Origin of the sequence: Burkholderia sp. SRS-25, from assembly GCF_004343765.1 — a bacterium.
GTDB classification, from domain to species: domain Bacteria; phylum Pseudomonadota; class Gammaproteobacteria; order Burkholderiales; family Burkholderiaceae; genus Burkholderia; species Burkholderia contaminans.
The window spans coordinates 162,765-181,742 of the sequence record NZ_PTXM01000014.1 but is presented as its reverse complement, the minus strand read 5'-3'; the positions used below and the strand labels follow the sequence as shown (position 1 = coordinate 181,742).

The following is an 18,978-nucleotide window of genomic DNA, read 5'->3' as shown; positions in this document are numbered from 1 at the left end:
GCGCGGCGTGGTGCCTGGCGTTTCGTTACAGCGCGCGCCGGATTGCCTGCTCGAGCAACGACAACCCGAGGTCGATTTCCGCATCGCTGACGGTCAGCGGCGGCGCGATCCGGAATACGCCGCCCATGCCCGGCAACTGCACGATGTTCATGCTGAGCCCGAGATTCATGCATTCGCGCGTGATCTTCGCGCCGAGCCCGTCCGCCGGCTCCTTCGTGCGGCGATCCTTGACGATCTCGACGCCGAGCAGCAGCCCGCGTCCGCGCACGTCGCCGATGCAGTCGAAGCGTTCCATCAGGTCGAGCAGGCCGCGCCGGAGCCGGTCGCCCATCACGTTTGCCCGCGCGACGAGCCCGTCGCGCTGCACGACGTCCAGCACGCGCAGGCCGACGGCCGCGGGCAGCGGATCCGACACGTGCGTCGTGTAGAACAGGTAGCCGAGTTCGTGCGCGCGTTCCTCGATAGCCGCGGACGTCACCATCGCCGCGAGCGGCAGCCCGGCGCCGAGCGTCTTCGACAGCGTCAGGATGTCGGGCGTCACGCCGTCGCGCTGGCACGCGAACATCGTGCCGGTGCGGCCGACGCCCGTTTGCGCCTCGTCGAGGATCAGCAGCATCCCGCGTTCCTTGCACTTGCGCTTGAGCGCCGCCATATAGCCTTCGGGCAGCTCGATGATCCCGCCCGAGCTGAGGATCGGTTCGGCGATGAAGGCCGCGAGGTTGCCGCTCGACTGGCGATCGATCAGGTCGAACGCGTAGTCGAGTTCGGCCAGATAGTCGTAGCCGCCGTTGCGCTCGAAGCGCGGCCGGTACGTGAACGGCGCCGGAATCGCGAACGAGCCGACGGCGGCCGGGCCGACGCCCTTGCGGCCGGCGCTGTACGTGGCCGACGCGGCCGCGCCCGTCATCCCGTGCCACGACTGCGCGAAGCCGACGATCTCGTACTTGCCGGTGACGAGCTTCGCCATCCGGATTGCCGCTTCGTTCGATTCCGCGCCGGTGCTGAGCAAGAGCGCGCGATCGAGGCCGGCAGGCGTGACGTCGGCGAGGCGCGTCGCGAGGTCGACGACCGGCCGCGACAGCATCCCGCTGAACAGGTGGTCGAGCTTGCCCGCGTATTCGCCGATCACGGACACGATCTCCGGATGACTGTGGCCGAGCACCGCGCTCATCTGGCCCGACGTGAAATCGAGGATCGCGCGGCCGTCCGCGTCGTACACGAAGCTGCCTTTCGCGCGCTCGATGATCATCGGCTCGAACGTGCCGCCATAGCGGACCAGGTGTTGCCGGGCGTTGCGCCAGAAGGTCGGGTCGTCGTTCAGGGACATCGAGCGTCTCCAGGAAAGGGGCAGGGGGCGCTTGCAGTCTAGGCGTGCGTCTGGTTTGATGGAAACGAATAGTTCTTATGCAAGGTAGAAAAGGAGCTAATACCTTGGGGCTTTCGCTCGAAATCGACCTGCTGCGCTCGTTCGTCGTGATCGCCGAGGTGCGCGCGCTCAGCCGCGCGGCCGCGCGCGTCGGCCGGACCCAGTCGGCGCTCAGCCAGCAGATGAAGCGGCTCGAGGAGATCGTCGACCAGCCGCTGTTCCAGCGCACCGGGCGCGGCGTGGTGCTGACCCATCCGGGCGAGCGGCTGCTGGTGCATGCGCAGCGCATCCTGCGGCTGCACGACGAGGCGATGGCCGACCTGTGCGGCACGGGGTTGTCGGGGACGATCCGCTTCGGCTGCCCGGACGACTACGCGGAAGTCTGGCTGCCTGCGCTGCTGCGGCAGTTTTCGAGCCAGCATCCGCAGGCGATCGTCGAAGTCGTGTGCGGGCCGACGCCGCGGCTCGTCGAGCATCTGGAGAAACGCGCGGTCGATCTGGCGATGATTTCATTGCCGGACGACTGCGCGAACGACGACATCATTCGCCGCGAGCAACTGGTCTGGATCGGCTATCCCGGGCTCGAACCCGCGCATTTCGATCCGTTGCCGCTGGCGCTGTCCGATCGCGACACGCTCGATCACATCGCGGCCTGCGAGGCGCTGGATCGGGCTGGCCGCGATTACCGCGTCGCGTATGCGAGCAGCAGCCTCGCGGGGCTGATCGCGCTGGTGCGTTCGGGGCAGGCGTTCGCGGTGATGACGCAGACGGCGGTGCCGGCGGATCTGGCGATCGTCACCGGCGATCCGCGCCTGCCGCCGTTGCCGGCGGTGGGCATTGCGCTGAAGTTCGATCGCAAGCGGCCGTCGCATTTGACGGCGGCGTTCGCCGAGCATATCCGGGTCACGCTGCCGTTGTTGTGATGCGCACGACCGCCGCGATGACGCATTGATCGACGGTTGTCGATGCCCGTGTCTGTGCGTTGCTCTACAGTATCGTGCAAATCACAATCGACGCACCGGAACCAACATGCTGACACGAGTGGGACGATTTCTGTTTTTGGCGGCGAGCATCTATGCCTGCTCGATCGCGTTCGCCGAGGAGTTGACGGTCACCAATCCTGTGTTGTCCAACCTGCGTCCGTGGTGCGTCGGCCGCTTCGTGTTCGACCGCCCGGCGGCAAGCGTAATCACGAATGAGCGGTACGAGTTTCAAGGCGAGAAACTGGAGACGCAATACAACGTAACGCGTGCCATCTATCAAGCCAAGGTTGACGGGTTGGAAAGGGAGTATCGCACCAAGCGCCGCTTTGATCCTGCAAACCCGAACGATAGCGCAGGGCCTGCTTGGCTCGAGAAGACGCTTTCTCCGACAAGCACTTCAAGAGTTTTTGTCTATCAAGAAGGGATTGCAAAGGCTGCCAAACTACCTTTCGATACTGAAGGGTATATCTACGAAAATAAAACGCTATTTCATACAACCGGCAGTATCGGGTCGGCGGCAATTGATCGGGCAGAAGAGATCTACAACGGCATCTATCGCCGGATCAAGGCACGTGATAACTGGTCGGTGCCGACCGAATCGGGATTCTGCTTTGACGGCGGGATTGCCACAGGTTCGTCGACTTCTACAGAGGAAGTGTCTCAGTCGTTTGCGCTGATGCCGGGTCGTCCGGCGCTGCTGGTGATCCAGATGCGCGACGCGGTGGACGTCGATCAGAAATCACCGCTGACGAAGACACTGCCCGAATTGCGGTCACAACTTAACCGGCTGTCGAACGGCAGCTACCGAATCGTGCGGAAAGGCAAGCGCACCGTCGCGGGAATGGACGCCGAAGAAGTGCTGTTCGAACTGAACGAAGGCGACATCACTTCGTATCGCTTCTACCTGCTCGCACCCGGCGATCCGGCCACGCTGGCGAAACCCCATACCGCCATTCAGTTGATACTCGGCGCAAGGACGCCCGATCTGTCGCGGGATGAAGCAACGTCGCCCGTGGATGAAGCTGGCGCGCTGCAAGTGTGGGAGGCGTTCCTGAACAGTCTTCGACTGAGGCCGGGCGCCGTCTGATCGACAGGGATGGATGCGACGGCCCGACGTTGTCCAGGCACTTTTGCCGGCGACGACCTGCCGTGGCCGACCATCAAAAAACAAAAAACCCGCGAAGCGTCGTGCTGTCGCGGGTTTCCGGAATGACGGTGCATGCGGAGAAACCGCATTTGGTGCCGACGGCGAGACTCGAACTCGCACAGCTTTCGCCACTACCCCCTCAAGATAGCGTGTCTACCAATTTCACCACGTCGGCACTGCAAGGGGCGCAATTCTAGCGCGACGTTGCGCGTTTGTGAAGGGGGTGTGACACATTGAAGGGATACACGCAGGCGATCCCGGTAGAATTCGGGCGATCGACCCGACGATCGTCGCAACCGCAACCCGCTTTCTCCGCGTGACACACACCCTCGAACAACTGCAGGCCGGGCAGCTCGCCGGCGCACGGCAACTCAAGCTCGCATGCGGGTTGACGGAATTCCCGCGCGAGATCTTCGATCTGGCCGACACGCTCGAAGTGCTCGACCTGACCGGCAATGCGCTCTCCGTGCTGCCGGACGACCTGCCGCGGCTGCATCGCCTGCGCGTCCTGTTCGCGTCCGGCAACCGCTTCACCGCGTTCCCCGACGTGCTCGGCGCGTGCGGGCAGCTCGACATGATCGGCTTCAAGGCGAACCGGATTCAAACGGTGGCGAGCGGATCGCTGCCGCGCGCGCTGCGCTGGCTGATCCTCACCGACAACGCAATCGACGAACTGCCGGCCGACATCGGCGATTGCTCGCGGCTGCAGAAGCTGATGCTCGCCGGCAACCGGCTGCGCGCGCTGCCTGCGGAAATGGCCGCATGCCACGCGCTCGAACTGGTGCGCCTGTCCGCGAACCAACTGGACGCACTGCCCGACTGGCTGCTGCGCCTGCCGCGCCTCGCGTGGCTCGCTGCGGCAGGCAACCCGTTCGGCGCCGCGCCGGAAGCCGCGGCGTCGGCCGGGCCTGAGGTCGCCGACGTCGACTGGGCATCGCTGGCCTGCGAGCAGAAGCTGGGCGAGGGCGCATCGGGCGTCATTTACCGCGCGCAGTGGTGCGCGGACGGTCATCCGCCGCGCACGGTCGCGGTCAAGCTGTTCAAGGGCGCGGTGACCAGCGACGGCCTGCCCGATTGCGAAATGGCCGCGTGCCTGAACGCCGGCCGCCACCCGAACATGATTCCGGTGATCGGCAAGGTGAGCGGGCATCCGGACGGCACGCACGGCCTCGTGATGGAACTGGTCGATCCTGCGCTCACGAACCTCGCCGGGCCACCGAGTTTCGCGACCTGCACGCGTGACGTGTATGCGGCCGACGCGAAATTCGCGCCGGTGGAGGCGATGCGGATCGCGCATGGCATTGCGTCGGTCGCGGGCCATCTGCACGCTCGCGGCATCATGCATGGCGACCTGTACGCGCACAACATCCTGCACGATGGCGAAGGCGGTGCGCTGCTCGGCGATTTCGGAGCGGCGTCGCTCTACGATGCGAACGATCGCGCACGTGCTGCCGCGTTCGAACGACTCGAGGTGCGGGCGTTCGGCCATCTGCTCGGCGAGTTGCTCGAGCGATGCGAACCGCGCACGTGGGCCGGCCGAAACGCGCTCGATGCACTCGCGGAGGCGTGCCTGGACGAAGCAATCGATGCGCGGCCGTCGTTCGGCGAGATCGCGGCCGAGCTGGCCGCACACACACGCTGACGGGCGCGCGTCGGCTTACGCCTGACGCGCAGTCAGCAGCCTGATCCCCAGCCCGACGAACAGCAGCCCGCTGGCGCGCTTGAGCGCACGCACCGCGCGGCTCATGCCGAAGCCGCGATGGAATCGGCGCACGCCGGCCGAATAGACGCTGTGGACGATCACCACCGTGCACGCGATCGTCGCGTACATCACGACGAATTGCAGCGCGAGCGGACGGTCGTGCACGATGAACTGCGGCATGAACGCCGACAGGAAGATCATCGTCTTCGGATTGCTGCCCGATACGAACAGCGCCTCGCGGAACAGTTTCCCGCGGTCGGGTGCGGCGATTTCCGCTTCCCCGGTAGAAGCGGCGGCCTTGCGGTCGCCGCGCAGTTGCCGGACCCCGAGGAACATCAGGTACGCGGCACCGGCCACCTTCATCGCGACGAACAGCGGCGGCATCGCGGCCAGCACCGCGCCGACGCCGAGCGCGACGAGTACCACGACCAAACCCTGCGCGACGAGGTTGCCCGCGATCGTCGCGGCCGTGCCGTGCGTGCCGTAGCGCACCGTATTGCGGATGACGAGCAGCACGTTGGGGCCTGGCGACAGCGTCGTGGCGAGATAGGCTGCGGCAAACAGCATCCAGGTCTGAATGGACATGCGGCGCTCCGAGAGGCGGTTCCGGCGGTCGGGATGAAGCGATGATGCCACGCCAATAATTGGCGCTGGCTTGCGCCGGAACCGTGCCATCGTGGCGCGTCAGCTTGCGTCGCGCATGCAGTACGCCGGGATCGACGGCGGCGTATCGATCGCGGCGGGCCGCGTCATCCACGCGATCCACCCGGCCCATATCCCGCAGGCGATCATCACGGCGACGTTCAGCGGCGTCCGGTAGCGGACGATCAGGTCGGCCAGCGGCAGGCGATGTTTCATGTGCATCTCCTTCGATCGGGGGCGGTGGACGTTACTGGCCGGCGTAGGCCGGCGCCTTGGCGTCGCAGGTCACGGACACTGTCGAACCGTCCGCGAAATGCAGCCGGAACGGCACCTTCGCGCCGGGCGCGACGGCCTGGCGTGGCTGCTCCAGCATCACGTGATAGCTCTTCGGCTTGAAGGTCACGGTGCCGTGCGCGGGCACTTCGACGGCGTCGACATGAACCATCTTCGCAGTGCTGCCGCTCGTTTGCGTTTCATGCAGCATCGCCATCCCGTACGCGGGCGAGTCGAGGCCCGTCAGCGTGACGGGTGCGTCGCCGTCGTTCTTCAGCGTGAAGTAGCCGGACGACGGCACGGTCGCCGGCATCGCGCGGATCCAGCAGTTTTCAGCGTGCACGGCCGGTGCGGCGAACGTGGCGGGGGCTTGCAGCGCCAGCAGTGCGAACAGCAGGCCGGTCGGAATCGAGCGCTTCATGGTTGGTTTTCCTTATGGGTAGATGCGGCGGGTAAGGGGGCGACACGGCCGGCGCGGAACGCCGATGCGCGTCGCGAACATCATTTCAGCGTGAACGCGTAGCGGCCTTGTGTGCGATGACCGTCGCTGGCCACCGCGATCCACGCGACCGAGTACGTGCCGGCCGTCAGATTGGTCAGTGCGACCTGCATGCGCTTCCGGTTGCTTGGATCGACGGACGATTTCCCGTCGACGACCGATTGCCCGTGGCTGTCGGTGACGGCGATCGAGCTGAAAGCGGGCTCGAGCGCTTCGCTGAAGCCGATCGTGACCGCGTGCGGCGCGACCGAAAGCGTGGCGTTGGCGGCGGGTTCCTGCGTTTTCGGGAGCGCGTGGGCGTGGGCGGCCTGGATAACGACGAAGCCGAGCGCGGCGAGCGCGCCGCGAATGAAAGAGTGCGTATTCATGGTCGAGTGTGCGGGTGGCGAATCAGATGGAACAACACGGATTCGACGGACGGATGCACGCGTACCCTAGCAGCAGCACCGATGGCGGCGTGCGCCGGCGCGAACGTGCGCGGCCGGACATTCGCCTGCGAGCGAATGTCGGCGCGACAGTGCGAACCGGAAGCAGCCAACCGCACGCACGGCACGACGCCGCGCGCATGACGGTGACACATGATCGTCCTTCGAATCGTGACATGTCGCGCACGCCGGCGGCGTGCGCGGACCGCGCGATGCTTTATGGCATCACGGGCATTGACGACGAATCAGGACGCGAACGGCGGGGCGCGCGGTTGCGCGGCCGTGAGCGGCAGCGCGCGGCGCAGGCTTTCGAAGCGGGTCGCTTCGCGGTGCTGAATGACGTGCACGTTGGCCGCGAACGTCAGTTCGGGCGCGGGCAGTGCCGGTGTGTGAGCAAGCAGGCTGCAATAGCCGCATGCCTGAAGATGGGCCGTCAGGCTCTTCTGCGACGCATCGGCGGAATGGTCGCCGGTGGCGGGCGCGGCCGTACAGTAGCCGGCCAGCAGTGTATCGACGCGCTGCTGCGACGTCAGTGCCTGAGAGATCGTCGGCGCGAGCGCCGTCATCAGGATGGCGAGCATCCCGATCAGACTGCCGATCTTCCGGAGGCGACGACTCAGCATGCGATGTGCGGCGACGTACAGGCGACGATGGAGCGGATTATGCCACGCACGTCGATGCACATGTCGGCACGGACGTGCGGCGTGGCGGCGCGCTACGCGTGCTTTGCCAGGTATTTCGTGATCAGCGTCATCTGCGCGGCCCAGCCGTGGTCGTTCATCTCGCGCGCCTTCGCGCGGCGCGCTTCGATCAACTGATCGAAGCCGGTTTCGGTGACCGTGAGCAGCGTGCCGCCGGCCTGTGCGGCGAGCGTGAACGTGACGAGCGTCATCGGCTCGGTCGAGTAATCGACATTCGGATCGATCGCGAACGGATGCCAGCGAAACGAGAACAGTTGCTTCGGCTCGACGCGGTCGACGACGATTTCGAACACAGTGCCCGCGTAGGGCTCCTGCGCCTTGGCGACGTCGTCGTCGACGCGTGTCGGCGTGATGCGGCCGAACAGCGGCTGGCCAGCCGTGAACGGCCCGTCGAACGTGACGCCGAACCACTGGCCGAATTCGCCGGAATTGCTGACGGCTTCCCACACGCGGTCGGGCGATGCGTTCAGTCGGGCCTGTTTTTCGATGGGATCGGTTTGCTGGGTCATGACGTTCTCCACTCAGGATCAACCGTTGCCGGACGGCACGCGCGAGCGTGCGCGGCGTCTAGTCGAGCATGACCGCGTCGGGCACGTCGAGCACGAGGTCCGACGTCGCGACGGCCACGCACGGCAGCGTATAGCCGTCGGCCTTTTCCTCGCGGCTCAGCCCCGGCCATTCGATCGTGTAGCGTACGCTGCCGCTGACGATCCGGCAAAGGCAGCTTCGGCACGTGCCGTTGCGGCACGAGCGCGGCAGCGACACGTGCGCGAACGCGGCGGCTTCGAGCAGCGTCAGCGAATCGGGTGCATCGAAGGTCGCGCCGAGCGGCTCGATGCGCACGAGGGGAGAGTGTTCCGGATCGGTCATGGCGGAGGCAGAGGCTGGCGGCGGTTCGGCGGCAACGCGCCAAGCATACCCGAACGTTCCGGCGGCCGGCGCCGGCCGGCCGCCGGCGTCAATGCCGGCGCAGGTGCCGATACACGGTATTGCGGGCGAGACCGAGCTCGCGTGCGGCCGCCGACACGTTGCCGCCGTGCCGCGCGAGCGCGGCATCGATCACCGCGGCCTGGTGGCTTTGCAACGTCGTTCCTTCGCGCGTGCCGGCCGGTGCGGCCGGCATTGCGGTGGCGGCCGCCGGTGCATCGTCGCAATCGAGCCAGAAATCGTCGGGCAAATGGGCGAGCGTGATTTCCGCTTCGTCTTCGGCGAGCATGCCGGCCGTGCGCAGCACGTTGGTCATCTGGCGCAGGTTGCCGGGCCAGCGGTGGCGCGTGAACGCGTCGAGCACGTCGGCCGCGATGCGGCGCGGCATCGGTTCGCTGCGCGCGAGCCGCGCGAGAATCCGCTCGACGAGTACGGGCAGGTCGGTGCGTGCGGCGAGCGCCGGCAGCGTGACCGCGAGTCCATTGATCCGGTAGAAGAGGTCTTCGCGGAACGTGCCTTCCGCGATCATCGCGCGCAGGTCGCGATGGGTCGCACAGACCACGCGCACGTCGACCGGCACCGCGCGTGCGCCGCCGAGCGGCATCACCGCGCGCTCCTGCAGCACGCGCATCAGCCTGACTTGCTGCGCGAGCGGCATGTCGCCGATTTCGTCGAGAAACAGCGTGCCGCCGTCGGCCTGCACGATCTTGCCGGGGCTGCCCCGCTTGCGTGCGCCGGTGAATGCGCCGTCTTCGTAGCCGAACAGTTCGGCCTCGATCAGCGAATCGGGCAGCGCCGCGCAGTTGACCGCGACGAACGGGCCGTCCGCGCGCGGCGATGCCTGGTGCAGGGCGCGGGCGAGCCATTCCTTGCCGGTGCCGGTCTGGCCGAGGATCAGCAGCGGCAGGTCGCGCCCGCGGATCTTCGCGACGCGTTCGAGCACGGCGGCCATGCGTGCGTCGCCCGTGTCGAGCGTCGCGAACGTGATCGTGTCGGGGTCCGGCGTGCGCACCCGTGCGGCGGGCGCGGGCGGCGTGACGGCGACGGTGGTCTTGTGTGCTTCCGCGAATTCGCAGCGCGCCAGCACGCGTACGCCGGTCGACAGCGTGAGGCGGAACATCGCACCGGGCGCGCGTGCCGCCTGCTGCGCGAGCTGGCCGAAGCGCATGCCGAACAGCGCGTCGCTGGCCTGATGCTGCAGTGCGTCGAACGATGCGCCGAGCTGGAATTGTGCGCTGCGGTTCGCGGCGATCAGCCCGCCGTCGGGGCCGAAGGCGACGAGCCCGGCGAACAGCGAATCGACGCATTCCTCGTGTGCATGAAAGCGCAGCCGCAACGCTTCCGCGCACTGGTTGGCGAACAGGTGGTTCTCGATCAGTTGCGCGGACATCCGCACGAGCGCGAGCGTGTGCGGGCTCGAGCCGCGCGGATCGCCGCTGACGTCGAGCGTGCCGAGCGTGCGGCCGAACGGGTCGAAGATCGGTGCGCACGAGCAGGTGAGGATGTGATTGGCGCGCAGGAAGTGTTCGGACCCATGCACGGCGACGGCCTGGCCCGATGCGAGCGCGGTGCCGATTGCGTTGGTGCCGCGTGCGCCTTCCGCCCACGACACGCCGGTACACAGCGCGACGCGGTTGGCTTTCTCGATGAAGTCCGGGTCGCCGATGCTGTGCAGGATCACGCCGTCGGCGTCGGTCAGCAGCACGAGGCTTTGCGTGTCGGCGATCTGCGCGTGGAGGTTCTCCATTACCGGGCGCGCGTGCGAGAACAGTGCGTGATTCGTGTCGAGCAGTTCGCGCAGCGCGACGCGCGACAGCGGCGAGAAATCCGGGCGTTCGTGCGCACGCAGGCCGACCGCGGTCGAACGCGCATGCGCCTGCGCGAGCAGGTCGGTGCGACCCGCGGTGGCGGGCAGCACGAAGGGTTGCGGCATGACTTGTCTCCTGTCGGTCCCAGTTAGCGCTTTAGCGGTTACTGGGACCCCATGCTTCGCGGTCGGTCCCAGTTAGCGCTTCAGCGGTTACTGGGATCCCATGCTTCGCGGTCGAGCCCGGTCAGCATTTCTATGCTCACTCGGGCCCCATGCTCCTCGAAATCGGCCGATCCGGTGCACGCGTGCGCACTGAAATCCTCTACGGATTCCCGCCATCGCGTGCGGCGCACCATCGGTGTGCGACCGGCAACCATCCGGGTACGCATCATCATACAAGCGCCGCGTACGAAGCGCGACCGCGAACAAAATCCCCTTGCTTTTAAATGCCCGCCTGCAATGATGGAAATGGAGCACGCACGCGCCGTGTTCCGCAATGCAACATGCATGCGACGCGACATGCATCCGTTCGGGAGACGCATCATGGTTCGGACGGAACTGAGAGTCGTGCTGGCGGCCATCGCCACATTCATCATGCTGGGCGGCATCGCCGTCGCAATCCACGGGCTGCTGTTCGATCTGACCGATGCGGTGCGATACGGGGCGGCCGCGATTGCGGTGGGCGCCACGACGGCTGCCATCGCGCTCAACGTCTGGCCGAACGACCCTCACTGACGCCGGTTTTCGAAACGGTGCCGGATGCCGCGCTGATCAGATGAAATGCGCGTCGGAACGACGCACGCCGGAAAATTTGTCTCCTGCGCGAAACCGTCTAAAGTGGAAATCAACCGGCATGCATCGTCCGCGCCTATCCCCGCGGGCGGTGCCTCCGCCGGCGAGCCCGCGTACATTTCGTCCGGCCGGTAGCGGACGACGGACGCGGTCATTCGTTTTCTACCGGTCGAGGCGGCTCCCATGCAGATCCATTTCACGAACGAGAAGCCCGAGTATTCGGGGCGCGACCTGATGCTTGCGTTCACGGCGTTGGTCAATGGCGAGCGCGTCCAATGTCAGATCACCGCCGAGGCGCTGGAAGATCACTTCGGCGCGGCGTCGCCGCGCTTCGAGGACATGGTCGGCGCATTCGACCAGCACCGCGACCGTATCGAGGCGGCTGCACGGCGCCTGCTGTCGGAGACGCGCGCGCAGTGCGTGACGCTGCGCAGCGGCTACGTCCGCTTCTACGAGGCCAACTGGCGCGGATGACACGACGTTCGTCTTGCGGCGCGCGTCGCTGAGCTGAGCTGAGAGTTGCGCACGCGAAGACGTTGCCTTCATGCGATGCCGTTCGGCGGGGCCGGGCGGCATTTTCGTATGCGGGCTGTACCGGGTTGCCTGAGCGCCGGTACGTTCGGGCGTGCCGTTCGTCAGGATCGCAGAAGAATCATGCAAAAACGGAAACGCCACCCGAGGGTGGCGTTCTTTCATCGTGCTTCCTGAATCGCGCCGAAGCGCCGTCGTCACTCGCTGCCGAGGTAGAAGAAGCGGAACAGGAACACGGCTGCGATGAGCCACACGATCGGCTTGACCGAGCGTGCCTGGCCCGTCAGCAGCTTGAGGCCGCCGTAAGCGATGAAGCCGAATGCCACGCCGTTCGCGATCGAGTACGTGAACGGCATCAGCAGTGCGGTCAGCGCGGCCGGCACGGCTTCCGTAGCGTCGTCCCACGGCACCTCGACCATCTCGCGCAGCATCAGGCACGACACGTAAAGCAGTGCCGGCGCCGTCGCGTAGGCCGGCACGACGCCGGCGAGCGGCGCGATGAACAGGCACGCGAGGAACAGCACCGCGACGGTGATGGCCGTCACGCCCGTGCGGCCGCCGGCCTGCACGCCCGACGCGCTTTCGATATACGCGGTGGTCGACGACGTGCCGAGCACCGAGCCCGCGACGATCGCCGTGCTGTCGGCGAGCAGCGCCTTGTTCAGGCGGTTCATCTTGCCTTCGACGAGCAGGCCCGCGCGGTTCGCAACGCCCATCAGCGTGCCCGTCGCGTCGAACAGCTCGACGAGGAAGAACACGAGGATCACGTTGATGATGCCGGTCGACAGCGCGGCGCCGATGTCGAGCTTGAACAGCGTCGCGTCGATCGACGGCGGCGCGGAGAACACGCCGTGGAACTGGTTGTCACCGAAGAAGAACGACAGGACCGTGACGCCGATGATGCCGATCAGGATCGCGCCGCGCACGCGCAGGTGGTCGAGCGTGACGATCGTGAAGAAGCCGACGATCGCGAGGATCGTGTCGTGCTTGTGCAGGTCGCCCAGCGTGACGAGCGTGGCCGGGTTGCCGACGATCACGCCCGACGTCTTCAGCGAGATGATGCCGAGGAACAGGCCGATGCCCGCGGTGATCGAGATTCGCAGCGATTTCGGAATGCCGTTGACGATCGCCTCGCGTACGCGGAACAGCGTCACGAGCAGGAACAGGCAGCCGGAGATGAACACCGCGCCGAGCGCGGCCTGCCACGTGAAGCCCATGCCCTTGACGACCGTGTACGCGAAATACGCGTTCAGGCCCATGCCGGGCGCGCATGCGATCGGGTAGTTCGCGTACAGCCCCATGATGAGCGACGCCAGCGCCGCGACGAGGCAGGTCGCGACGAACACGGATTCCTTCGGCATGCCGGCGTCGCCGAGGATCGCGGGGTTGACGAAGATGATGTAGGCCATCGTCAGGAACGTGGTGACGCCCGCGAGTATTTCGGTGCGGAAGTCGGTGCCGGCTTCAGCGAAGCCGAAATACCGCTTGATGGATTCCATGAAGGCGTTTCTCCGGTCGGTTGTCGTGTTGCTTGTTGTGCCGAATTGTTGTAAAGGCAGCGCGGCCGGCTTACTGTAACCAGCCACTATTGCCCGGCTATCGGCGGATTGTAATAGCGCGGATAGCTCGGACGATATAGTTGGAGGGCACGATCGAAAGATCGATCGGCTGCCTGCGCGCGAACGGTCTGGCAGCCCGGCCGCGCGACGAAGGCGCGCATTTTACCGGTTCGGGCGGAACGAGCCGGAAGAAATGGCTGAAACGGGAGGAGATGCGCGAATGGCACCGACCGATGCATGCGCAACGGCGTGCAGGACGACGCGCGCGGCGTATCACGCGGCGTGGACGCGGGATGATGACATCCGACTGAAACGGAGCGCCCGCATGCTGCACGAACGCGGGGCAGAGCAGCGCGTGCGCGCGAACGCCCGTGCGTTGCCGGTGCGGATGCCCGGCAGCGGCGTGCAGCGGCCATTCGTCAGTCCAGGCAGGTGCAGATATCGGGCTATCGTGCGCCGAAGCCGTCCCGCCCGCAACTGTCATTTCGTGATGCGGGTGCGACTGTGGTTTCTGTGTAAAAGATTGCAAGACCCCATCGCATAAACCGGCAAGTCTTTCTAGGATAGATACACCGCGCATGCACACGCCGGCCGGTAATTGCCGACGCGGGGGAGTCGCAGTCCGTGCAGGCCGGGCGGTGAAGTGCGGTCAAGGCCGTTGCGCGTTCGGGCAGGCACGGCCGCTTGCGATTGCCCGATGCGGGTTCGTCCGTAATCACGGAGGTCAGCATGTTGAACTGGATCAGCCGTTGGGCGATGCGACACGCCCCCACGCCGGAAAAAACCGCTGCGTCGATGCTCGTGACGGCGCGCATGGAACTGTTCGCTGCCGAACAGCGCGTCATCGACGCGAAATTACAAGCGGATTACTGGCGCACACGTGTGTCATTCCTGGAAGAGGTGCAGAAGCAGGGCATCGATCCGTGGGTGACCTCGCAGGCAACGCAACGTCCCGACCTCGAGTCCACTCCCCGAAGCACGGGCCCGCGTCTCGCCGCCAGCACCTGATGCACCTGCTGCATCCGGTCGCTGCGCACGGCGCGCGATCGCTCGCGGCACGCACCGGCGTGCCGCGTCATTCGATGCGCACCCGCGGCGCGTTACGCCGCGGGTGCGTCCGTTTCCGGTCGCGGCCGTTCCGCGTCTCGCGTGCCTGACGACGCGTCACTCATCCACTCGTTCTCCCTGCCCCGAAGAGCAAACGTTGCACGTGCGCGAGCATGCGCGTGAAGCGCTCGCCGCGACGCACGTATGCAGTCGTGAGCGTTGCTTCGGCCGACCGGTCGGCATCGGTGCCGAGCCAGATGCGCTCGCCACGTGCGATGCGCAGCACGTCGCCGGGCTGCACCCAGTAGTCGTCGACGCACGGTGGACGCGTGACCCACAGCGCCGCGCCATGCGCGCGGAGTTCCGCGTCCTGCGGCGCGCGCCATGTCAGCGTCGTACGCGGCGCGACCGGGAAACGGATCACGACAGTCGGTAATGCGATCGTGCCGGCGCGGCACCGATCGGGACGGTCAAACAGCGGGCTTGCCTGGTCCATCGTCTTCTCCATTCAGTGAGCCGGACGAATGACGCGCACCAGAACAAAAAGGCCTCATCCGTTTCCGGTGAGGCCTTGTGTGACATGCGGTACTGCTCGACTGCTAACGCACACGCGCCTCCCGTGAACCATTCTTTCGAATGTTCATCGAGTGATGAATCGCGGCGGCGATGAGCGGGTACGTAGGCATGCGAACGAGTTTGTCTGCGCGGAACGACGTTGTCAACGATAATTTTCGGGATAGGCGAGGGTGATGCGCCGACGTGCTCGCCCGCAATGGCGTGACGCCGCCGCATACCCGTATCGAGTGCGCAGCGGCACTCTCGTCATGGTCGACTTCGACATCGCTCACGCAGCAGGCTGCGCATGCGCACGAGTGCACGCTCCAGCCACGCGCCGCGACTCATCGCGTAGGCGGTCGTGATCGATGCTTCGGCCGGGCAATCGCCGTCGGTGCTCATCCAGATGCGATCGCCGCGCCGCACGCGCAGCACGTCGCCGGTTCGTATCCAGTAATCATCGACGCTGCCGAGCCGCGTGACCCACAGCGTCGCGTCGTGCACGCGGATCTCGGCGTCGTTTTTCGCGCACCACGTCAGTGTCTTGCGCGGCGCGACCGTGAATTGCATCACGACCCGCGGCAATGCGATCGCATCGGTGCGGCACCGATCGGGGCAGACAACCAGCCGGCTTGCTTGGTCCATCGTCATCTCCATCCGTTGAGCCGGGCGGGATGACGCGCACCAAAACAAAAAGGCCTCATCCGTTTCCGGCGAGGCCTTGTGACATGCGCAACTGAATCTCGATGCTAACGCACAAGCGCCTCCGGTGATCGCCACGCATGGGCGTTCACTCGGTTTTTATGCGCGATGGCGGCGGGCTTGAGCATAGGCATGCGAACGAGTGTGTCGTGGCGGCGCAGCAATGTCAACGGAAATTTCGAGATACGTGGCGATCACGCGTCGCGTTGCGCGAGCCCGTTCACGAGCAGCTCCGACAACAGGCCCGTCATCCCTTCCGGGTGCGTGGCCGCGCGGGCCTTGAGCTGTTCGACGAGTTCGGCGTTGAGCTTGCAGGCGAACGGCACGAGGCCCTGTTCCTGGTCGAGCTTGCGCTGCGCGCGGCGGTCGAGCTTGGCTGAGTCGTCGGCGCCCTTGCCGAAACGCGCGGAGCTGGACTGCTTCATCGCGTGCGTCAGCTTGAGCGCCTTGTTCTTTTCGAGATCGGTTTTCTTCATGGCCATCGCGGCACCTCCGGGAAATGAAGCCGCGATTGTACGCATTTCGGCGGGCGCCGCCCGCCGAGCCGGCAGGAAACCCGTTCAGGCACCCTTCGTCGTGCCCCAGTTGCCGCCGTGCGCGGCCGCCTGCGCGGCCGGCGAGCGGGCGAGATAGGCGAGCGCCTGTTCGGTCGAGCCTTCGTGGTGCGGCGTATAGCCCGGCTTGAAATAGCGCAGCGCCGCGCCGATCACCTTCCAGAACGACGGCAGGTGCCCGCGCCGCGAGCCTTGCCACCACGCGAGAACGAAACCCGGGTAGCGGCCGGCGGCCGGGTCGCGCCGGTACATGAACTTCGCGCCCGTCGTGATGTAGTAGAGCAGCAGCAGGATCACGAACGCCATGTGCACGCAGCGTTCCGGATAGGTGCCGCCCAGGTGCCGGTAGATGTCGAACGCGACCGTGCGGTGCTCGACTTCCTCGGCGCCGTGCCAGCGCAGCAGGTCGACCATCGTCGGGTCGGCTTTTCCGTCGTCGAGCCCGTGTGCGTTGAGCACCCAGTTGCCGAGATAGCCGAAGAAATGCTCGAGCGACGCGATCACCGCGAGCTGCTGGCGCAGCCAGAACCGCGTGTGGCCGATCTTCAGCCCGAACGGCTGTTCGCCGAGCACGCGCGTGAAGAGGCGATTGAGCTTCTGCGTGAACGGCTTCGTGTCGATCCCGTGCCGGTCGTAGTAGTGCTTGAGCACGCCGCCGTGCGAACGCGAATGCACGGCTTCCTGGCGCAGGAAGCCTTCGGCCTCGTCGCGCAGGCGCGCATCGGTGATCAGCGGCAACGCCTTGTTGTACACGCGGCAGAACCACAGCTCGCCTTCCGGGAACAGCAGGTTCAGCGTGTTGATGATGTGGGTGCTGCCCGGGTCGTTCGGCACCCAGGTGATCGGCGTGTCGCTGAAGTCGAACTTCACGTGCCGGGCCTTGATCTTGTGATAGTCGGCGGTATCGGTCATCTGTGTCTCCCTGTGCGGCGTCGTGCGCCGTCAATGCGATGCCATGCTGACGCGGGCGATCATTCGGCCGAGCCACGGCATGAAGCGGCCGACGAAGCGCATCGCGTGCGCCTCGCCGCCGACCGCGACGACGGGGCGGTTGCGCAGCACGCCGTCGACCATCGCCTGCGCGACGGTTTCGGGTTTCAGGCCGCGCATCTGGTACAGCTTCGTCGCGCGCTTGCGCAGCCGCGCTTCGTCCTGTGCGTTGGCGCCCGCGTATTGCGTCGACGCCATGATTCCCGTTTCCGCGAAGCCGGGGCATACGGCCGTCACGCCGATGCCTTTTTCGGCGAGTTCCGCGCGCATGCATTCGCTGAGCATCAGCACGGCGGCCTTCGTCGTCGCATACGCGGGCAGGTCGCGCGACGGCCCGAACGCGGCGGCCGATGCGGTGTTGACGATGTGCCCGCCGGTGCCGCGCGCGGCCATCTGCTGCGCGAACAGCCGCGAGCCGTGAATCACGCCCCACAGGTTCACGTGCAGGATGCGCTCCCAGTGCCGCGTGCTCGTGTCGAGGATGCCGCCGGCCATGCCGATGCCCGCGTTGTTGATCACGACGTCCGCGCCGCCGAGTTCACTGCCGACCCACGTCGCCAGCGCTTCCATTTCGTCGGCGGACCCGACGTCGACCCGCTTCGCGTGCGCTTGCGCACCGGTGAGCCCGATCAGCAGCGTGGTGCGTTCGGCGCTCGCGAGATCGATGTCGCACGCAACGATCGTCGCGCCTTCGCGGGCGAACGCGAGTGCCGCATAGCGGCCGATCCCGCTGCCCGCGCCGGTCACCACCGCGACCTTGCCGCTGAAGCGACCACTTGTGGCGCGGCGGCGCGCATTCACGAGCGCGGGCGGTTCGTTGCCCGATTCGACCGCGTCGATCAGTTGCCCGGCGAGCGCCGCGAAGCGCGTCGGATCGGCGAGCGGCAGCCAGTGGCCGGCCGCGACTTCACGGCGGTAGTACTGCGGCACCCAGCGCGACAGGTTCTCGGACAGCGCCGGGCTCACGTATTTGTCGCCGAGCGGCACGATCGTCTGCACCGGCGCATGCGCGTAGCGCTCGCGCGGCGCGAACAGGCAGCGGATGAAGTTCGCGCGATAGAGGCGTACGCCGCGTGCGCCGTCGTCGGCTTGCGTCGGGCGCGGCACGGCGGGCGTCTTTTCGAGCCTGCGCAGCAGGCGGGGCCACGCGCGGCCGAGCCACAGCCGCCAGCCGAGCTCGGGGATGAACGGCAAGTGGAACAGGTACACGTACCACGACCGCACGAGCTGGCCGCCGAGCTTGCCGAGCGACGCGGGTGTCGGGCGCAGCACGCGTTCGCGCAGCCAGAAGCCGACATGGTCGAGGCACGGCCCCGAGCACGACGTGTACGACGCGATCCGGCCGGCGAGGCGCGGATCGGTGACGAATTCCCAGCCCTGGATCGAGCCCCAGTCGTGCGCGATCAGGTGCACGGCGCGGCCGGGGCAGAGCGCGTCGATCACCGCGACGAAGTCGTCGGTCAGCTTCGCGAGGTGGTAGTCGGCCGTGCGCTTCGGCACGCCGGACAGGCCCGCGCCGCGCACGTCGTACGCGATCACGTAGTGCTTGCGCGCGAGCAGCGGCGCGACGTGCTGCCAGACGCTGCTGTCGTCGGGGTAGCCGTGCACGAGCACGACCGGCGAGCGGGCCGGGTCGCCCCAGGTCTTGACCGCGAGCGTCAGGTCGCCGGAGGCGATCGCCGTTTCGCTATGAACCGATTCGAACAGGGCCAGCGGCGCTTCGTCGGAAAGAGGCTGCATCGTGAGTCCGTCGTTCAGGGAGTCGGGAGGAAA

22 protein-coding genes and 1 tRNA gene are annotated in these 18,978 nt (G+C 66.5%); 7 read left to right on the top strand and 16 right to left on the bottom strand.

Annotated features, from left to right (window positions below; genetic code table 11):
- Positions 1 to 25: 25 nt before the first annotated feature.
- Complete coding sequence (locus C5O79_RS20235; protein ID WP_131931591.1) at positions 26 to 1,327, bottom strand: aspartate aminotransferase family protein; 1,302 nt, start codon at positions 1,325 to 1,327, stop codon at positions 26 to 28.
- Between the two features lie 77 nt (positions 1,328 to 1,404).
- Between C5O79_RS20235 and C5O79_RS20230 the strand changes: the two genes are divergently transcribed.
- Together C5O79_RS20230 and C5O79_RS38170 are read left to right on the top strand one after the other, a co-directional pair.
- Complete coding sequence (locus C5O79_RS20230; protein WP_122476551.1) at positions 1,405 to 2,289, top strand: LysR family transcriptional regulator; 885 nt, start codon at positions 1,405 to 1,407, stop codon at positions 2,287 to 2,289.
- A 106-nt stretch (positions 2,290 to 2,395) separates the two neighbouring features.
- Entirely contained in the window at positions 2,396 to 3,436 is a 1,041-nt protein-coding gene (locus tag C5O79_RS38170) for a T6SS immunity protein Tli4 family protein (RefSeq protein WP_046548465.1), read from the top strand.
- Positions 3,437 to 3,586: 150 nt separating this feature from the next.
- Here the strand turns inward: C5O79_RS38170 and C5O79_RS20220 are convergent.
- Positions 3,587 to 3,671 (bottom strand) — tRNA-Leu (locus C5O79_RS20220).
- Between the two features lie 141 nt (positions 3,672 to 3,812).
- Here C5O79_RS20220 and C5O79_RS20215 point away from each other — a divergent pair.
- A complete protein-coding gene (locus C5O79_RS20215) occupies positions 3,813 to 5,138 on the top strand; it encodes a leucine-rich repeat-containing protein kinase family protein (protein ID WP_047849562.1) in 1,326 nt (441 codons plus the stop codon).
- Between the two features lie 15 nt (positions 5,139 to 5,153).
- Here the strand turns inward: C5O79_RS20215 and C5O79_RS20210 are convergent, their stop codons facing one another.
- The 8 genes from C5O79_RS20210 to C5O79_RS20180 form a co-directional block, all read right to left on the bottom strand.
- Positions 5,154 to 5,783: a LysE family translocator gene (locus C5O79_RS20210; protein ID WP_047849563.1), complete on the bottom strand. Its 630-nt coding sequence runs from the start codon at positions 5,781 to 5,783 to the stop codon at positions 5,154 to 5,156.
- Positions 5,784 to 5,882: 99 nt separating this feature from the next.
- Positions 5,883 to 6,056, bottom strand: coding sequence for a hypothetical protein (locus tag C5O79_RS38165; RefSeq protein WP_163009036.1), 174 nt, complete (start codon positions 6,054 to 6,056; stop codon positions 5,883 to 5,885).
- Between the two features lie 31 nt (positions 6,057 to 6,087).
- Positions 6,088 to 6,534, bottom strand: a complete 447-nt coding sequence (locus tag C5O79_RS20205) for a copper chaperone PCu(A)C (protein WP_047849565.1) — start codon at positions 6,532 to 6,534, stop codon at positions 6,088 to 6,090.
- A gap of 80 nt (positions 6,535 to 6,614) precedes the next feature.
- The gene (gene copC / locus C5O79_RS20200) at positions 6,615 to 6,980 is read right to left on the bottom strand and encodes a copper homeostasis periplasmic binding protein CopC (protein ID WP_047849566.1); all 366 of its coding nucleotides are present in this window, start codon (positions 6,978 to 6,980) and stop codon (positions 6,615 to 6,617) included.
- A gap of 302 nt (positions 6,981 to 7,282) precedes the next feature.
- Positions 7,283 to 7,660, bottom strand: coding sequence for a DUF2946 domain-containing protein (locus C5O79_RS20195; protein WP_122476548.1), 378 nt, complete (start codon positions 7,658 to 7,660; stop codon positions 7,283 to 7,285).
- A 92-nt stretch (positions 7,661 to 7,752) separates the two neighbouring features.
- Positions 7,753 to 8,247, bottom strand: a complete 495-nt coding sequence (locus C5O79_RS20190; RefSeq protein WP_046548460.1) for an SRPBCC family protein — start codon at positions 8,245 to 8,247, stop codon at positions 7,753 to 7,755.
- Between the two features lie 58 nt (positions 8,248 to 8,305).
- Positions 8,306 to 8,608: a 2Fe-2S iron-sulfur cluster-binding protein gene (locus C5O79_RS20185; RefSeq protein ID WP_047849568.1), complete on the bottom strand. Its 303-nt coding sequence runs from the start codon at positions 8,606 to 8,608 to the stop codon at positions 8,306 to 8,308.
- An 88-nt stretch (positions 8,609 to 8,696) separates the two neighbouring features.
- Positions 8,697 to 10,598 carry a sigma-54-dependent Fis family transcriptional regulator gene (locus tag C5O79_RS20180; RefSeq protein WP_047849569.1) on the bottom strand — a complete coding sequence of 634 codons (1,902 nt, stop codon included), beginning with the start codon at positions 10,596 to 10,598 and terminating at the stop codon, positions 8,697 to 8,699.
- Between the two features lie 336 nt (positions 10,599 to 10,934).
- Here C5O79_RS20180 and C5O79_RS38610 point away from each other — a divergent pair, with 336 nt between their 5' ends.
- Both C5O79_RS38610 and C5O79_RS20170 read left to right on the top strand, forming a co-directional pair.
- A complete protein-coding gene (locus C5O79_RS38610; protein WP_232352775.1) occupies positions 10,935 to 11,210 on the top strand; it encodes a DUF2964 domain-containing protein in 276 nt (91 codons plus the stop codon).
- Between the two features lie 240 nt (positions 11,211 to 11,450).
- A complete protein-coding gene (locus C5O79_RS20170) occupies positions 11,451 to 11,741 on the top strand; it encodes a DUF1488 domain-containing protein (protein ID WP_039366385.1) in 291 nt (96 codons plus the stop codon).
- Positions 11,742 to 11,995: 254 nt separating this feature from the next.
- Here the strand turns inward: C5O79_RS20170 and C5O79_RS20165 are convergent, their stop codons facing one another.
- A complete protein-coding gene (locus C5O79_RS20165) occupies positions 11,996 to 13,297 on the bottom strand; it encodes an NCS2 family permease (protein WP_089462214.1) in 1,302 nt (433 codons plus the stop codon).
- 140 nt (positions 13,298 to 13,437) lie between these two features.
- Between C5O79_RS20165 and C5O79_RS38160 the strand changes: the two genes are divergently transcribed.
- On the top strand, positions 13,438 to 13,668 hold the full coding sequence (locus tag C5O79_RS38160; RefSeq protein WP_163009035.1) for a hypothetical protein: 231 nt from the start codon (positions 13,438 to 13,440) through the stop codon (positions 13,666 to 13,668).
- A 418-nt stretch (positions 13,669 to 14,086) separates the two neighbouring features.
- Positions 14,087 to 14,365: a hypothetical protein gene (locus C5O79_RS20155; RefSeq protein WP_046548456.1), complete on the top strand. Its 279-nt coding sequence runs from the start codon at positions 14,087 to 14,089 to the stop codon at positions 14,363 to 14,365.
- A gap of 160 nt (positions 14,366 to 14,525) precedes the next feature.
- Here the strand turns inward: C5O79_RS20155 and C5O79_RS20150 are convergent, their stop codons facing one another.
- The 5 genes from C5O79_RS20150 to C5O79_RS20130 all read right to left on the bottom strand — a co-directional run bounded on the left by C5O79_RS20150 (position 14,526) and on the right by C5O79_RS20130 (position 18,945).
- Positions 14,526 to 14,900 carry a DUF2917 domain-containing protein gene (locus C5O79_RS20150; RefSeq protein ID WP_047849570.1) on the bottom strand — a complete coding sequence of 125 codons (375 nt, stop codon included), beginning with the start codon at positions 14,898 to 14,900 and terminating at the stop codon, positions 14,526 to 14,528.
- A gap of 326 nt (positions 14,901 to 15,226) precedes the next feature.
- Positions 15,227 to 15,604 carry a DUF2917 domain-containing protein gene (locus C5O79_RS20145; protein ID WP_047849571.1) on the bottom strand — a complete coding sequence of 126 codons (378 nt, stop codon included), beginning with the start codon at positions 15,602 to 15,604 and terminating at the stop codon, positions 15,227 to 15,229.
- Between the two features lie 251 nt (positions 15,605 to 15,855).
- A complete protein-coding gene (locus C5O79_RS20140; protein ID WP_046548453.1) occupies positions 15,856 to 16,143 on the bottom strand; it encodes a hypothetical protein in 288 nt (95 codons plus the stop codon).
- Positions 16,144 to 16,221: 78 nt separating this feature from the next.
- The gene (locus C5O79_RS20135) at positions 16,222 to 17,127 is read right to left on the bottom strand and encodes a metal-dependent hydrolase (RefSeq protein ID WP_122476542.1); all 906 of its coding nucleotides are present in this window, start codon (positions 17,125 to 17,127) and stop codon (positions 16,222 to 16,224) included.
- A gap of 30 nt (positions 17,128 to 17,157) precedes the next feature.
- Positions 17,158 to 18,945 (bottom strand): SDR family oxidoreductase, encoded by a 1,788-nt coding sequence (locus tag C5O79_RS20130; protein ID WP_122476539.1) that lies wholly within the window; start codon positions 18,943 to 18,945, stop codon positions 17,158 to 17,160.
- Positions 18,946 to 18,978: the final 33 nt, after the last annotated feature.

Coding starts and splice junctions, on each gene's coding strand:
- C5O79_RS20185 (WP_047849568.1), bottom strand. CDS start 8,608: ATGACCGATCCGGAACACTCTCCCCTCGTGCGCATCGAGCCGCTCGGC.
- C5O79_RS20230 (WP_122476551.1), top strand. CDS start 1,405: ATGCAAGGTAGAAAAGGAGCTAATACCTTGGGGCTTTCGCTCGAAATC.
- C5O79_RS20235 (WP_131931591.1), bottom strand. CDS start 1,327: ATGTCCCTGAACGACGACCCGACCTTCTGGCGCAACGCCCGGCAACAC.
- C5O79_RS20190 (WP_046548460.1), bottom strand. CDS start 8,247: ATGACCCAGCAAACCGATCCCATCGAAAAACAGGCCCGACTGAACGCA.
- C5O79_RS20170 (WP_039366385.1), top strand. CDS start 11,451: ATGCAGATCCATTTCACGAACGAGAAGCCCGAGTATTCGGGGCGCGAC.
- C5O79_RS38165 (WP_163009036.1), bottom strand. CDS start 6,056: ATGAAACATCGCCTGCCGCTGGCCGACCTGATCGTCCGCTACCGGACG.
- C5O79_RS20145 (WP_047849571.1), bottom strand. CDS start 15,604: ATGGACCAAGCAAGCCGGCTGGTTGTCTGCCCCGATCGGTGCCGCACC.
- C5O79_RS20155 (WP_046548456.1), top strand. CDS start 14,087: ATGTTGAACTGGATCAGCCGTTGGGCGATGCGACACGCCCCCACGCCG.
- C5O79_RS20140 (WP_046548453.1), bottom strand. CDS start 16,143: ATGGCCATGAAGAAAACCGATCTCGAAAAGAACAAGGCGCTCAAGCTG.
- C5O79_RS20210 (WP_047849563.1), bottom strand. CDS start 5,783: ATGTCCATTCAGACCTGGATGCTGTTTGCCGCAGCCTATCTCGCCACG.
- C5O79_RS20135 (WP_122476542.1), bottom strand. CDS start 17,127: ATGACCGATACCGCCGACTATCACAAGATCAAGGCCCGGCACGTGAAG.
- C5O79_RS20150 (WP_047849570.1), bottom strand. CDS start 14,900: ATGGACCAGGCAAGCCCGCTGTTTGACCGTCCCGATCGGTGCCGCGCC.
- C5O79_RS20130 (WP_122476539.1), bottom strand. CDS start 18,945: ATGCAGCCTCTTTCCGACGAAGCGCCGCTGGCCCTGTTCGAATCGGTT.
- copC (WP_047849566.1), bottom strand. CDS start 6,980: ATGAATACGCACTCTTTCATTCGCGGCGCGCTCGCCGCGCTCGGCTTC.
- C5O79_RS38170 (WP_046548465.1), top strand. CDS start 2,396: ATGCTGACACGAGTGGGACGATTTCTGTTTTTGGCGGCGAGCATCTAT.
- C5O79_RS20205 (WP_047849565.1), bottom strand. CDS start 6,534: ATGAAGCGCTCGATTCCGACCGGCCTGCTGTTCGCACTGCTGGCGCTG.
- C5O79_RS20180 (WP_047849569.1), bottom strand. CDS start 10,598: ATGCCGCAACCCTTCGTGCTGCCCGCCACCGCGGGTCGCACCGACCTG.
- C5O79_RS38610 (WP_232352775.1), top strand. CDS start 10,935: ATGATGGAAATGGAGCACGCACGCGCCGTGTTCCGCAATGCAACATGC.
- C5O79_RS20195 (WP_122476548.1), bottom strand. CDS start 7,660: ATGCTGAGTCGTCGCCTCCGGAAGATCGGCAGTCTGATCGGGATGCTC.
- C5O79_RS20165 (WP_089462214.1), bottom strand. CDS start 13,297: ATGGAATCCATCAAGCGGTATTTCGGCTTCGCTGAAGCCGGCACCGAC.